The sequence below is a fragment of the Streptomyces sp. NPDC051822 genome (genome assembly GCF_044452745.1).
Lineage (GTDB): Bacteria > Actinomycetota > Actinomycetes > Streptomycetales > Streptomycetaceae > Streptomyces.
The window spans coordinates 340,989-355,491 of sequence record NZ_JBITBZ010000004.1 but is presented as its reverse complement, the minus strand read 5'-3'; the positions used below and the strand labels follow the sequence as shown (position 1 = coordinate 355,491).

The 14,503-nt window shown below is 68.9% G+C and carries 10 protein-coding genes; 7 read left to right on the top strand and 3 right to left on the bottom strand.

The genetic code is table 11. The features are described 5' to 3' along the window. Positions 1–330: 330 nt before the first annotated feature. Positions 331–1,224: a LysR family transcriptional regulator gene (locus tag ACIA8N_RS16435; protein ID WP_365779564.1), complete on the bottom strand. Its 894-nt coding sequence runs from the start codon at positions 1,222–1,224 to the stop codon at positions 331–333. A 131-nt stretch (positions 1,225–1,355) separates the two neighbouring features. On the opposite strand from ACIA8N_RS16435, the gene ACIA8N_RS16430 reads away from it, so the two are divergent. The 7 genes from ACIA8N_RS16430 (at position 1,356) to ACIA8N_RS16400 (ending at position 12,084) form a co-directional block, all read left to right on the top strand. Continuing rightward, positions 1,356–2,939 (top strand): ABC transporter substrate-binding protein, encoded by a 1,584-nt coding sequence (locus tag ACIA8N_RS16430; protein ID WP_365779567.1) that lies wholly within the window; start codon positions 1,356–1,358, stop codon positions 2,937–2,939. Continuing rightward, positions 2,939–3,955 carry an ABC transporter permease gene (locus ACIA8N_RS16425; protein ID WP_024758431.1) on the top strand — a complete coding sequence of 339 codons (1,017 nt, stop codon included), beginning with the start codon at positions 2,939–2,941 and terminating at the stop codon, positions 3,953–3,955. The genes ACIA8N_RS16430 and ACIA8N_RS16425 overlap by 1 nt, the downstream gene beginning before the upstream one ends. Next, positions 3,952–5,928, top strand: a complete 1,977-nt coding sequence (locus ACIA8N_RS16420; protein WP_365779571.1) for a dipeptide/oligopeptide/nickel ABC transporter permease/ATP-binding protein — start codon at positions 3,952–3,954, stop codon at positions 5,926–5,928. The genes ACIA8N_RS16425 and ACIA8N_RS16420 overlap by 4 nt, the downstream gene beginning before the upstream one ends. Next, positions 5,925–6,719 (top strand): ABC transporter ATP-binding protein, encoded by a 795-nt coding sequence (locus ACIA8N_RS16415; RefSeq protein WP_024758429.1) that lies wholly within the window; start codon positions 5,925–5,927, stop codon positions 6,717–6,719. Before ACIA8N_RS16420 ends, ACIA8N_RS16415 begins: the two co-directional genes overlap by 4 nt. Next, positions 6,716–7,621, top strand: coding sequence for a carbon-nitrogen hydrolase family protein (locus ACIA8N_RS16410; RefSeq protein ID WP_365779573.1), 906 nt, complete (start codon positions 6,716–6,718; stop codon positions 7,619–7,621). Before ACIA8N_RS16415 ends, ACIA8N_RS16410 begins: the two co-directional genes overlap by 4 nt. 233 nt (positions 7,622–7,854) lie before the next feature. Then, positions 7,855–9,252, top strand: a complete 1,398-nt coding sequence (locus ACIA8N_RS16405) for an aminotransferase class III-fold pyridoxal phosphate-dependent enzyme (RefSeq protein ID WP_365779575.1) — start codon at positions 7,855–7,857, stop codon at positions 9,250–9,252. 714 nt (positions 9,253–9,966) lie between these two features. Beyond that, a complete protein-coding gene (locus ACIA8N_RS16400) occupies positions 9,967–12,084 on the top strand; it encodes a DUF2075 domain-containing protein (RefSeq protein ID WP_365779692.1) in 2,118 nt (705 codons plus the stop codon). Between the two features lie 57 nt (positions 12,085–12,141). Here ACIA8N_RS16400 and ACIA8N_RS16395 read toward each other — a convergent pair whose 3' ends face one another. Both ACIA8N_RS16395 and ACIA8N_RS16390 read right to left on the bottom strand, forming a co-directional pair. Continuing rightward, the gene (locus ACIA8N_RS16395; protein ID WP_222517947.1) at positions 12,142–12,270 is read right to left on the bottom strand and encodes a DUF6408 family protein; all 129 of its coding nucleotides are present in this window, start codon (positions 12,268–12,270) and stop codon (positions 12,142–12,144) included. A 267-nt stretch (positions 12,271–12,537) separates the two neighbouring features. Beyond that, entirely contained in the window at positions 12,538–14,409 is a 1,872-nt protein-coding gene (locus ACIA8N_RS16390; RefSeq protein ID WP_365779578.1) for a DUF2075 domain-containing protein, read from the bottom strand. Positions 14,410–14,503: the final 94 nt, after the last annotated feature.

The window sequence follows — 14,503 nt, the reverse complement described above, 5'->3', positions numbered from 1 at the left end:
CCGGGGCCGGGCCGCCTGGCACCGCAAGCGCGCGGAGAATCCCCGATACCGACCCGGCGCCGTCATCGACGACAGTCGGCCCCGCATAGCCCGGCACCGCTGGACCGGTTGGAGCGCCGACGACCGGCGATGATGGCCCCCTGCTCGGCACCACAGACGAGCACGTGCCGGAATCCGTGGATCAAGTCGAGCGATGGGTCTCCGAACAGCGCGCCGCGTTCAGGCCCGGCCGTCTCCCCCTTTCACAAGGCTGGCCGGAACAGACACCCTCCCGAAGCGACCACGACTCCTGAACGGCTTTCGCACCAGACCGGCCCAATGCCGGCAGGTTCAGCTCCCCGCTGCCTGCGGCCCGTACTGCTCGACGCAGAAGCGGGCCAGGCCGGTGGCGAAGGACTCGATGGTGCGCAGCGCGTAGTGGCCGGCGTCCCAGGCCGCGTGCAGCCGGATCTGCAGGGGCTCCCCGTGCTGGTCGAGGATCAGCAGGGGGTGCAGGCCGAAGCGGGGGTCGTCGGAGACGACGGCGATGCCGTGACCGGAGGCGGTCATCGCCTGGGCGACCTGCGGGGTGTCGCACTCCAGGACGATGTCGAGGGAACTGCCAGCGTCCTGTACCGCCTGGTCCAGGATGCGGCGGGTGCCGTGCGCGAGGGTGAGGACGATCAGTGGCTCACCGGTCAACTCCTGGATGGTGATCCGGTCCCGGCCTGCCCAGGGGTGTGAGGGCGGCACGTAGGCCCACAGCGGCAGCCGGGCTACGGGCAGGCCGGCGTAGCGGTGGCGCGGCGGGGCTGAGGAGATCGCCACGTCGGCGCCCCGAGTAAGGGCCTGGTAGGCGCGTACCGGGCTCTCCGCCTGCACCGTGACCAGGGGGTCCTCTGGACCCCAGGTGGCCAGGAACGGGGCGATCACGTCGGTGATGGTGGTGGCGGGGGCCGCCACGGTGAGCCGCATCGCCCGCCCGGACGCCAGCGAGCCGGCGGCGGCGAGGGCGGTGTCGGCGCGGGTTACCAGGTCCCGGGCGAGGGGCAGGAATCGGCGGCCGGCCGCCGTGAGTTCCATCCGATTGCCCGTGCGGTCGAACAGTGTCACTCCCAGGGACGCCTCAAGTCCGCGCAGTTGGCGGGACAGCGAGGGCTGGGCGATATGGACTTCGGCTGCCGCCCTGGTCACCGAACCGCTCTCGACGACCGCCAGGAAGTAGCGCAGCACCCTCAGCTCCACAGCGAACCTCCAACCCATGCCTCGCAGGCATGAAACTCAGCCCCATCAAGTATTTGAGGTTATAGCTCACCCGGCCCATTGTTGCCTCACTGTGAACAGCCGGCGAATGCGCCTTCCCGAGGAGCGAACTCATGGCCACGTCCCGAAGAACACCCGCCGCCGCCGCTCTGGTGGCCTGCGGTCTGCTCGCGTCCGCTTGTAGCGGTAACGACAGCGGCACCGACAGCGGCACCGGGCAGATCCTCAATGTGGCGACCACCGCCGAGGTGACGACCTGGAATCCGGTGAAGTCCTTCTCCACCGAGGTCTACTACCTGAGCAACGTCTACGAGCCGCTGCTGTGGATGAACCCGCCCGGCTCGAAGGAGCGCTTCCGCCCCGCCCTCGCCGAGCGCTGGGCGTCCTCCGCCGACGCCAAGACGTGGACCTTCCATCTGCGCAAGGGGGTCACCTTCCACGACGGCGAGCCGATGAACGCCGCGGCGGTCAAGACGTCCCTGGAAGCCTCCGCCAAGGACGGCGGCGCAGCCTTCATCTGGTCGGCGCTGGACACCATCGCGACACCGGACGAGCACACGGTCGTGCTCAAGCTGAAGAGCGCCGCCCCGGTCGACATGATCGCCTCGTCCATGTACGGGGCGTGGATCGTCAGCCCCAAGGCCCTGGCCAGGGGCGAGGAATACTTCGCCAAGGGCGTTGACGCAGGCACCGGTCCGTACCGGGTCTCGGAGTACCAGGCCAAGAAGAGGGTCGTACTCAAGGCGTACGACAAGTACTGGGGCGGCTGGAAGGGCGAGCGCTACCGCACGGTCGTCGCCAGGATCACCGCCGAGCCGACCGCGCAGGAGCAGATGCTCCAGTCCGGCCAGGTCGACTACGCCGCCGCGCTGCCGCTGGAGAACGTCGCCCGGTTCAAGAAGGACAAGCGCTACACCGTCACCGAGTGCCCCACCTTCCAGAGCCACACGGCCTTCTTCAACACCACCAAGGGCCCGCTGAAGAACGTGAAGGTACGCCAGGCGCTGGCGCAGGCGATCCCGTACGACGACATTGTCAAGGTGGGCGCCGAAGGCTTCGGCGCCCGCGCTCGCGGTGCCGTACCGGCCGGCGCCTTCCCCTACGACGAGCAGCTGCCGCAGACGCCGTATGACCTGGAGGCCGCCCGTCGGCTGCTCACCGAGGCCGGATACGAGGGCGGCAAGGGCCTGAAGCTCACCCTCAGCTACGCGGCGGAGAACGCACAGCAGGCCAAGTACGCCCCGCTGATCAAGGACTCCTTCGCCAAGGTCGGCGTGTCGGTCGAACTGCAGCCGATCCTGTTCAACCAGCAGTGGGAGAAGGCCAAGGCGGACCCGGCCAAGGCGCAGGACATCTTCCTGCTGATGTACTGGCCGACCTATTCCGACGCCGGCTCGGACAACCTGGTCTCGCTCTTCCGCAGCAGCGACAAGCCGTTCTTCAACCTCAGCTACTGGAAGGACGCCACGTACGACAAGCTCGTCGACGAGGCCGGCACCCACACCGCCACCGACCAGGACAAGGCCGCCGCTCTGTACGACAAGGCGCAGCGCAGGCTGCTGGAGCAGGCCCCCGGCGCATTCCTCTACGACATGCGCACCCCGGTCGTGGTGAACAGCGAGGTCAAGGGCTTCGCCTGCAACCCGAACTACTCCTTCTCCATCGCCTTCCACCAGCTGCACCGCGGAGCCAGCTGATGCCGCGCTTCCTGCTGCGCCGACTGCGGGGCTCCCTGCTCGTCCTGCTCGGGGTCAGCGCGATCACCTTCGTCATAGCCCGGGTGATCCCCTCCAACCCCGCCCTCACCTACGTCGGCGCCAAGGCGACGCCCGAGGAAGTAGAACGGGTGACACACGCCCTCGGCCTCGATCAGCCGCTGCCGGTGCAGTACCTGTCGTATCTGCGCAATGTGCTGACCGGGGACTGGGGCACCTCCATCGCCACCAAGCAGCCGGTCCTCGGCGAGCTCGGCGACCGGCTGCCCGCCACCCTCGAACTCGTCGGCGCCGCCATGGCGGTCGCGCTGGTGCTGGGCGTCACGCTCGGCTGCATAGCCGCGGTGCGGCCCGGCAGGCTGATCGACCAGGCGGTGAGGCTGCTGTCCATCGCGGGCGTATCGGTGCCCGCCTTCTGGCTCGGGCTGCTGCTCCAGCTGCTGGTCTTCGGCCGCCTGGGACTGCTGCCGCCCACCGGACGCATCGACAGCGACCTGGAGTTCACCGCGCCGATCCACTCGATCACCGGACTGAACACGGTGGACGCACTGCTCACCGGCAACGGGGCGGCGCTGGCCAGCGCCTCGGCGCACCTGATCCTGCCGGCCCTCACACTGGCCGCCTACCCGCTCGGCGTCGTGGCCCGCATGACCCGCACCAGCATGCTGGAGGCGCTCCAGCAGGACCACATCCGCGTCGGCCGCGCCTACGGCGTCCCCGAACGCACCCTCGTCTGGCGCGTCGCCCTGCGCAACGCCCTCCCACCCACCGTCACGGTGCTCGGCCTGACCGCCGCCTACGCCCTGACCGGCGCGTTCTTCGTCGAAGTGGTCTTCGACTGGCCGGGCCTCGGCCAGTACGCCTCCTCCGGCCTGCTGAGCCTGGACTACCCGGCGGTCATGGGCGTCACCCTCATCGGCGCCGTCGCCTACGTCCTCGTCAACCTCGCGGTGGACCTCGTCCACGCGCGCCTCGACCCGCGAGTGAGGCCGGCATGAGCCAGAGCCCGCAGACCATCCCACCGCGCAGCGCCCGCTTCACCGCCCTGCTCCGCGACCCGCTCGCCGTCCTCGGCCTGGTGCTGCTCGTGGCCCTGGTCGCCGCCGCCCTGCTCAGCCCCTGGCTCGCCCCGCACCCTGATCAGGGCGCCGGAGCCGCCGAGGTCGCCGCCCGCCACCTGCCACCCGGCGCCGGCCACCTGCTCGGCACCGACAACCTCGGCCGCGACGTGCTCAGCCGCGTCATCTACGGTGCCCGGCCGGCGCTGACCGTACCGCTCCTCGTGGTCGGGCTCGCCGTGCTGGTGGGCGTACCGCTGGGGCTGATCGCAGGCTTCCGCGGCGGGCGCGTGGGCGAGGCGATCATGCGGCTGTGCGACATGTTCCTGGCCTTCCCGCCCCTGCTGCTCGCCATGGCCATCGTGGCCACCCTCGGCCCCGGCCTGGAGCACGCCGCCCTCGCGCTGGCCATCGCCTGGTGGCCCTGGTACACCCGGCTTGTCCAGGGCATCACCGCGTCCATGCGTGAGCGGCCCTTCGTCGAGGGAGCGCGCGCCCTGGGGCTCAAGGACCGAGTCGTCATGGTCCGGCACATTCTGCGCAACGCCGTCTCACCGATTCTGGTGCAGGCCACCGTCGACATCGGCACCGTGATCCTGGCCGCCGGATCACTGGCCTTCCTCGGCCTGGGCACCCGCCCGCCGCAGGCGGACTGGGGCCTGATGGTCGCCGAGGCCCGCGGCGACCTCCAGACCCACTGGTGGGCGGCGCTCTTCCCGGGCCTGGCGATCCTCCTCACCGTGCTGGCCTTCAACCTCTTCGGCGACGCTCTGCGTGACGTGTTCGACCCACGTACGGAAGCCCGCTCCGCCGCCGCGCGCCGTGGCCTGCGCACACTGGCCGGGCAGGCCGCCGCTCTGTTGCGGCGCCGGCCGGAGGGGAAGGCCACCGACGCGGTGAGCCCCCTGCCCGCCGCTGAGGACGAGACCGCGCCCGGCCCGGGCAAGCAGCGCGCAGACGGTCAGGCGGCACCCTTGCTGGAGATCTCCCGGCTGCGCGTCACCATCGGCGACGCCGCCGTCGTACGCGACGTCTCCCTCCGCGTGCGCGCGGGCGAGGTCGTGGGGGTGGTCGGCGAGAGCGGCTGCGGCAAGTCCCTGACCGCCCTCAGTGTCCTCGGCATGCTCCCCTCCGGAGCCGAGACCTCCGGCGCCATCCGGCTCCAGGGCCAGGACCTGCGGGCCGCCGGCTTCCACACGATCCGCGGCCGGAAGGTGGCCATGGTCTTCCAGAACCCCGCTGCCTCCTTCGACCCCGTCACCCCGCTCGGCCGCCAACTCGACCGCCTGGTACGCCTCCACCAGGGCGGCACCCCGAGCGAAGCGGCCCAGCAGGTGAGCACCGCACTGACGGAAGTGGGCCTGGACGCCGAGCGCGTCACACGCTCCTACCCCCACCAGCTCTCCGGCGGCATGCTGCAGCGCGTCATGATCGCCGCCGCTCTGCTGTGCCGGCCCGATCTGCTCATCGCCGACGAACCGACCACCGCCCTGGACGTCACCGTGGCCAAGGAGTTCCGCTCCCTGCTGCGCCGCCTGCAGGCCGAGCACGGCTTCGGAGTCCTGTACATCACCCACAACCTGGGCGAGGTCCGCGAACTGTGCAGCCGGATGTACGTGCTCTACGCCGGTCAGGTCGTCGAATCAGGCCCGGTGGCCGACGTACTGGACACCCCGGATCACCCCTACACCCGCGCCCTGCTCGCCGCCCTCCCCGACCGGGCCGCCCCCGGCAAAGCGCTGCCCTCCATCCCCGGCAGCGTGCCTGACCGCCCCGACCTCCTCACCGGCTGCCCCTTCGCCGACCGCTGTGCCCACACCACCGAGGCATGCGCCACCCCGCCGCCTCTCAACGCCGCCGGAGCGCGGGCAAGCGCCTGCCACCTCACCCAGCCGAAGGGAGTCCCCGCGTGATCCTCGACGTACAGCAGCTCGTCAAGACCTTCGGCTCGCACACCGCTGTCGCCGGCGTCGACCTCAACATCACCGCAGGAGAAGTACATGCGCTGGTAGGCGAGTCGGGCTCGGGCAAGACCACCCTCGCGCGCTGCGTGCTGGGCCTGATCCCGCCCACCTCCGGCACCGTGCACATCGCGGGCCGCCCGCTCGCCGGGCTGCGCCGCAAGGAGTTGCGGCGGCTGCGCCACCAGGTACAGATCGTCTTCCAGAACCCCTACGCCGCCCTCAACCCCCGGATGACCGTCCGGCAACTCATCGCCGAGCCACTGCGCGAAGCCGGCCGGCCTGTCACCGACGTCACTGCGGAACTCGCGCGCGTCGGCCTGCCCGCCACTGTCCTCACCCGCTATCCCCACCAGCTCTCCGGCGGCCAGTGCCAGCGCGTCGCCATCGCCCGCGCCCTCGCCGTCGGGCCCTCGCTGCTGGTGCTTGACGAACCCACCTCCGCCCTCGACGTCTCCGTCCAGGCCCAGATCCTCAACCTGCTGCTCGACCTGCGCGAGCACAGCGACCTCGCCTTCCTCCTCATCACCCACGACCTGGGCGTGGTCCGGCACATCGCGGACCGGGTCAGCGTCATGCTGCACGGCGAACTCGTCGAGACCGGGCCCACCGCCCAGGTCCTGGACTCCCCCCAGCACCCCTACACCCGCAGGCTGCTCGACGCCGTCCCCGGGCTCCGCCCACCGGACGACACCCCGCCGAGCACACCCGCAGCCGCCACCGCACAAGGAGCTCTCCAGTGAGCCGAATCCTCGGCGTCGCCCTCGCCCAGGTCGCACCCGTGACCGGCGACCCCCAAGCGACATTCGCGAAGTTCAGCCGCGAGGTGCGCTCCCTCAAAGCCCTCTCCCCGTCCATCGACCTGGTGGTCTTCCCCGAGCTGTACCTGAGCGCGTTCGGCAGCTTCGACGCCCGCCACCCGGCCGGCTACCTCGACGGCCTCGCCGAACCGATCCCGGGCCCCATCACCGACGCGGTATGCCGGCTCGCGGCCGACACCGGGCTGTGGATCGTCCCCGGCAGCATCCCGGAGCGATCGGCCAAGGGCGTCCACAACACGGCAGTCGCCATCTCCCCGCAGGGTGAAGTGGTGGCCTCGTACCGCAAGATCTTCCCCTGGATGCCGTACGAGACCTCCGTGCCCGGCGACACCTACGTCACCTTCGACATCCCCCAGGTGGGCCGCTTCGGCCTGGCGATCTGCTACGACGGCTGGGTGCCGGAGATCTCCCGCACCCTCGCCTGGATGGGCGCCGAGGTCATCATCCAGCCCACCTACACCCGCACCTCCGACCGCGAGCAGGAACTGGTCCTCGCCCGCGCCAACGCCATCACCAACCAGGTGTACATCCTCAACCCGAACATCGGCGGCGTCTTCGGCACCGGCCGCAGCATCGCCACCGACCCCGAAGGCCGCGTACTGGCCCAGGGCGGCGCAGGCGAGGAGTTCCTCACCTTCCACCTCGACCTCGACCTCGTGGCCACCACCCGTGAACGCGGCACCCTCGGTCTGAACCCCCTGTGGAAGCAGCTGCGCGACGCCCCGCCCCCCTTCCCGCCCGCCACCGAGGGCTACGACAAGGGCCAGATCATGACCGGCCTCGGCCCGCTGCATCCCGCCCGGGCCGGATCGACAGGAGCCTGAGAGGCCCAGCGGTCCCGCGGTCGCGACCGGCTGACCGGCGCCTGACGACCGGCTCGGCAGCGGGCGCCGAGTCTGCGCTGCCGAGCCCTCTCGGAGCCGCCGTTCAGATACCGCTCCAGTGGTCGGCAGCTGCTCACGAGATGTTGCCGCCCTTTCCGCCTGGGTCCGCCCAGTCACTCCGCCGGGCCTGCCGTCTGCCCCTCATCTGCCCGCCGACCTCCCCGGAGAACGCCATGCCCGACTACCCCACCCCCACACACCAGGCCGAGCGACTGCGCGAAGCAGCCGGCAAACACCTGCTCCTGCACTTCGGCCAACACGCGAGCCTGCGCGGCGGCCAGGGACTGTTCCTGCCCGACCGGGCCGACGGCGTCTACGTCTACGACACGACTGGAACCCGCTATATCGACGGCCTGTCCGCCCTGTTCTGCGCACAGCTCGGCTACTCCTACGGCCCCGAGTTCGCCAAGACGGCCGAACAGCAGCTCAACCGCCTGCCCTTCAGCACTCTGTGGAACTCCGCGCACCCCGCCGCCATCGAGCTGGCCGAGCGACTCGCCGCCCTGGCACCCGACGGCGTCAACCGTGTGTTCTTCACCTCCGGCGGCTCGGAGTCCGTGGAGTCCGCGTGGAAGCTCGCCCGCATGTACCACGTCGCCCAAGGCCAGCCTCAGCGCACCAAAGCCATCGCCCGCCGCACCGCCTACCACGGCGTGACCATGGGCGCCCTCGCGCTCACGGGGATCCCGGCACTCAAGGAGCCGTTCGGCGCGCCGGCCTTCGAGGTCATCCACGCACCCAACACCAACCACTACCGCACCACCGACACAGACGAGAATGCCTTCACCCGGCGGATCCTGACCGAGACCGAAGCGGCGGTACTGGAGGCCGGCCCGGAGAACGTGGCCATGCTCATCGCCGCACCCGTGCAGAACTCCGGAGGCTGCCTCACGCCTCCGGCAGGCTACTGGGCCGGACTCCGGGCGATGGCAGACCGATACGGTTTCCTCCTGGTCGCCGCCGAGGTCATCACCGGTTTCGGCCGCATCGGCGAATACTTCGCCGTGAGCAAGTACGGCGCGATCCCCGACATGATCACCACGGCCAAGGGCCTCACCTCGTCCTATGCCACGCTCGGCGCCGTCCTGGTGTCCGACAAGGTCTCCGCGCCCTTCTTCAACGACGGCGTGACCCTCCTGCACGGGCTGACCTTCGCCGGGCATCCGGTCGCCGCCGCCACCGCCCTGACCAACCTCGACATCTTCGAACGAGACGGTGTCCTGGACAACGTCCGTGGCCTGACCGGCCACCTCCACAGGCGGCTCGCCGAACTGACCGAGCTGAGCATCGTGGGCGACGTACGCGGCGACGGCTTCTTCTGGGCCCTCGAACTCGTCGCGGGAGCGGACGGCCGACGCTTCACCCCTGAGCGCCAGGACGAACTCGTCAAGCAGTTCCTTCCCGCACGCATGCGCGGCCTCGGACTCCTGGCCCGCGCGGACGACCGCGGCGACCCGGTCGTGCAGATCGCACCACCCCTGATCTCCACCCGCGACGAACTCGACCACATCGTCGATCTGCTGGGACAGGCCCTGACCGACGCGGACCTCCATTTCCTCCACGTCCGCTGACCATCAGCACGCACGCCGCTCATGTGGAACAGCTTCAAGCCAGAGACCTCCCTCTTCGGGCGAGCCGTACATCGGGCGCCGCGGACGCAGCGCGAAGGGGGGCAGGGGCCGCCGCACCGGTCCCTGCCCCTTCGCCAGGTGGCTGGGGTCAGTCGACCGGGTCGACCTTGGGGATGCCGCGCTGCGGCGGGGTGTCGGAGGCGTGATGACGCGCACTCGTTGCCGGGGTGGCGGCCCCAGTAGCGGTATCTCAGCGTCACTGACCAAAGGCATTTTCGACGAGCGGCTGCTGGATTTCGAGGTCCTGTCCGTTGAGGCGTTGCTCGCCGGCTTCAGGACTTGCGGCCCGTGGCCCGAGAACATGCCGCCGTCGGACTGGTGGGCGGATCTCGGACTGCCCGCGACGGGGTCGACGGAGCCCGCCGGGAACAGCGGTGGGGAGCTGCCGGCGGTCGCCCGGGAGTTTCCGGTCCGCGCAGTCGGCGCCCCGAGAATGAGCTGACAGTTGCCGACTCGAGATCCAGGGTCCATGACCCGTACTGCGTGATCCAGCCATGATCGACGCAGTTCTCGCCGACAGCCGAGGTGTCGTTCTTCGGCAGGTCGGGCCTTACTAGGATTACTCCAACCGATTGCGGCCCGACGGGCTTCCTGAACAGGACATGCCCCCACCCGCACGAGTCACTCGTGCCCTGGGGGAACCACCTCGTGTCCATGCTCCTGCTGAAACTGTCGGCGGAGGATCTGCTCACTCTGAATTCGCGTCGCAGAATGGTTCCGCACCTTGCTGCCCGATGGCGCCACTTCAGGGGCGCGGACGCCTCGTTGTCGGAACGCTCCGCGTGGGCGGAAAGCCTGGTGAGCCTGGCGAACGACCTGGTCGCGGCGGAGCGCGGCAACGTGGAGATGATCGTCGAATGTGCCGCCACGCTCGACGAGGTGAACCGTTCCGAGAACCCACGCCTCATCGACGTCGTTCTGGTGGGCCGGCACCCGGAACGCAACGTGCCGTCGGTCCAGTTGGTCGAGCTGAAGCGCTGGTCGACGGTGACCAGGGTGGAGCAGGCCACGGCAGACCTGCTCTACGTGCCGGCCATGGACGAGGTGAAGCAGCACCCGGCACTGCAATTGCGCTCGTATTACGAGGCGTTCACGAGTGACAGGGGCCCCTTCCGGCGCTCGGACTTCGAATGCGGAGGTTTCGCCTACCTGCACAACGCCGCGGATGATTCGGTTCGGCCCTTGATCGACGTGGATGCGCCGACAGGTGCCTACGCCCGCGTGTACACGAGCGACCGGCGCGCACAATTGCTGTCCGACCTTCAGCGGCACTTCGCTGTTGAAGGCGCGGCCTCAGAGGCCGAGAGGATGCTGCAGAACATGGGGTTGCGCAACACCCCGCTGCTCGACGCGATGATCTGGTCCCGCGGGGCCGACACCGTCTTCACCCTCCGTGGGCGCCAGAAGGCAGTGGCCGACCAGGTCCTGGAATCGGCCGCCAAGGTCCTACCGGATCCCAAGCGTCCCACCTTGGTCCCGGACGAGCAACGGGTGATCTTCCTGGTGACCGGTGGCGCCGGAACGGGAAAGAGCGCGATCGGACTGCAGATCAAAGCAGAGCTGGAGGCACAAGGCCGCACGGTCAACTACGCCAGCGGCAGTAGGGCGTTCAACGGCGCGCTTCAAGAGCACGTCGGATACGGAGACCGGGAGTTCAGGGAGTCGTTCACGTACTTCAGCAATTTCGTCAGACCACCGGAGCCACCCCTGGACGTGTTGATCTGCGATGAGGCCCACCGACTTCGCGACCGCTCGACGAATCGATTCTGGAAGCCCGAGGACTGGGGCACGGGGCCGCAGGTGGACGAGCTCCTCGCCGCGTCGCGACTGACGGTCTTCTTCATGGATGAAGGGCAGTCGGTGAGGCCGAACGAGGTCGGTACCGTACAGCTGATCAAGGAGGCTGCTGCCCGCCACGATGCCCGCCTTGTTGAGGTTGGGCTTCGCGAGCAGTTCCGCTGTGGCGGCAGCGACGCCTACCCCCGTTGGGTGCGCGCCGTGCTCGGTGTGACGGACGAGGAGACCGAGTGCTGGCGCCCGGACGGCCTGATGCACGTCGAAGTGGCGGACACCCCTGAGGAACTCGAACGGATCATCCGTGCCGAAGCGCTGGCCGGTGCGTCTGCGCGCATGGTCGCCGGCTACTGCTGGCCTTGGACCAAGCCACTCGGCAAGGAGAGGCGGCTGGAGGCCGATGTGCGCATCGGCGACTGGCACCGGCCGTGGAACGCGGACAGCGACACCTTCTGCGCTGACGACGTGCCCCCGTCCAAGATATGGTCCGTGCACGAGAACGGCCTCGGCCAGATCGGTTGTGTCTATACGGCGCAGGGCCTCGAATGGGACTGGTGCGGCGTCATCATGGGCGAGGACATGGTTCGCCGAGACGGCCAATGGGTGTTCCGTCGGGGCAAGGAGCGCAAGGACGAGGAGTCCGACGCCAAGCGAGTGGCTCGACCCGGCTCGTTCGACCCGAAGGTGAAGGCGGGCAGTGTCGACGACGAGGAATTCGCCCGACTCGTCCGCCACGCTTATCACGTGCTGATGACCCGGGCCAGCCGGGCAACAGTGCTCTATTCCACAGACGAGGAGACCCGGACCTACCTCAAGGAACTCGTCGGACCGGTCGAGATCCACGCATTGCGTCCTACGTGGGAGAATCTGCCTGCGGAGGCGCGCAAGCCGCACCTGCCCCGGCCCAGCAGGGGAAGACGTGGCAAGAGGAATCGGAAGGCGCGCACATCGCAGGGGCCCGATCTGACGCTGTTCTGAACGCGCTTTCGCGTTCGGTGTGAGTGGCGGGCTCACCGGGCCCGCCACCCGCCCGCTCTAGAAGAGCAGACCCGCAATCGACAGCAAGGCCGTCACCACAAGATTGGTGACGACTCCGACGGCGATCTCGATCAGGATCTCGCGGATCCGTTCACGACGCGCAGGCTTGTACTCGACCGAGGTCATGGCCGCTCCAATGCAGTGAGATCGGAATGGCAGGGGGACGCCCTGCGGGCATCCACGCTCGCGTCGTGTGTCGCCACACGACGGGCACAACCATTCGTCGCTCACGGGTCATTGGGGCAGGCGTACCGACCCTTGCCTCGTACCCTCCGGGAAGGTGCGCAGCGCGATCATGCTATCTCGCGGCCCGGCCCGCGCGTCGTGGTTTTCGCAGTGCTCCAGTGGCCGAGAGCGCCCTGATTTCCGCGGCGCCTCGAAGGCGGTTGGTGCTCAAGGCGTCGCAGGGATCAGCGTGCGGAGCTTCTCGCGGGTCTCGGGATCCGTCGAATAGACGACCGTCCCGATCATGCCCCGGGTGAGAAGCACCTTGTACGTATTGCGCACGAGGCGATCCACGTCGTCGTCCGATGTCGCCTTCGTGAACGAGGGATCCTTCGACGCTGTGCGGTCCACCACCCAGCGGTCGGTCCGCCAGACGAGGTCCGGGCCCATGATGACACCCGACCAGTCGTACTCGAAGCCCTGCGCGGTGTACACACATCCGACCTGCCCGAAACCCTCGGGGGCGGTGGCCCACAGTGGCGCCGGCGGTGCGCCGAGCAGGGCTCGGTCACCGTAGAGGTTCCATGGCCTCGCCCAGTCACCGATGACCACGTCGGCGGGCAATGCGTTCATACTGGAAGTAATCTTCGTCGTCCACTTCCAGCAGTAGCCCGCGGACATGCGGGCGCCGTAGCCCTGCGCCCGTTGAGCGGCCAGGAAGTCTTCGAGCTCCTGCGGGGTGTCGACGGTCATCAAACGGACTTTGTCGTCGGGCTCCCACACGGTGGGAGCTTGACCTTCGAGCCCCAGAAGGTCAACGACCCACCGCAAGTATGCGTCGCTGCCACCGCATCGGAACTGACTGTCCAGTTCCACCACGGTGCATGCGAGCCCCAATGCGGCGGCTGCTTCCCGAATCTGCTCCTCCGTCCCCATCTCGCCCGGCCGGACCACTTGGTGCTGGTCCAGCAGGAAGACCGGAACCCGAGCCGCTGCCATCAGCTCCGCCACCTGCGGTCGGCCCGTGCGGAGCGTCGCCTTCGTGTAGCGGTTGGCGGAGGTCTTGCGCAAGCGGTGCGCCTCGTCGCAGACAAGGACGTCGAGATCGTTGGGCTCAGCCTCCATGAAGCTGTTGAAATAGCGGAAAAGCCGCTGCACTTCGGGCTTGCGGGTGCCGGCGATCTTGCGCATCGTCTTGGTGAACGATTGCGAGCCGGTGGCGTGCAGGGCGGGCACCCCGCGCCGGTAGAGGTCTCCCAGGAGAGACAGGGCGATCACACTCTTGCCGGAGCCCGGCCCCCCGGTCACCACAACGACCTGTTTGTGATCCGCTTGTCGCGCCCGCCGCACCGCGGCCATGACCGTCTCGTAGGCGAGCCGCTGTTCATCGAGCAGGACGAACTGTTCCCGGTCGCGCACCTCTGCGGCAGCAACGGCCATCAGCTGCCTCGACGGCCGGACCTTGGCCTGCAGCAAGGCATCGGCCGCATCTGCACCGGGCTTCGCGGCCAGACGCGAACGCAGGTAGCTCAGGAAGGCGCCACGCTGATCACCCGTGAACATCCGGCCGCGATCGTCTTCTGCGACATGGCGCAGGCCCGCCACTTTGGACTCCGCCGCGTTGTGCAGGTATGCCACGCCGACGACCGACTTCGGATTGTTCTCCAGAGCCCCGTTGAACGAGACCAGGTAGTCGCAGTAGCCGCGCACCTGCTCGATCGGATTGAGGATCGGATGGTCGTAGGCGTCGATATGGCAGAGCAGCGGATCCTCCGGCTCGGGGTGGGCTTCGCTCCACTGCTTCAGTTCGACCACCACGTACGACGCCTCACCGGTGGCTGGATGTACCCCTGCCAATATCACGTCAGCGCGCTTGCTGGTCAGCGGCAGCCCGTACTCCAGCAGCATCTCGACCTCGCCGAGACCGGCTTCCACGAGCACGTTGGTGAGTGCCGGAATGCTGTGCTCCCACGCCCGAACCTCCGCCGGCTGGGGTCGATGACGGTGTTGGTGCAGGAAGTTCTCCGTCAGGAGCCGCGCCAACCGACCCTCGACGTGGGTGCGGGTGGCCAGTGACGCCGCAGACTCACGGAACAGCAAGAGAATGCCCCCAGGCAGCACGAAGTAGCTCGTGCGGGTGGGGGCATGTCCTGGTTCCGCGGATGCGGAGCGGAAGCCTGTCGGGCCGCTGAGT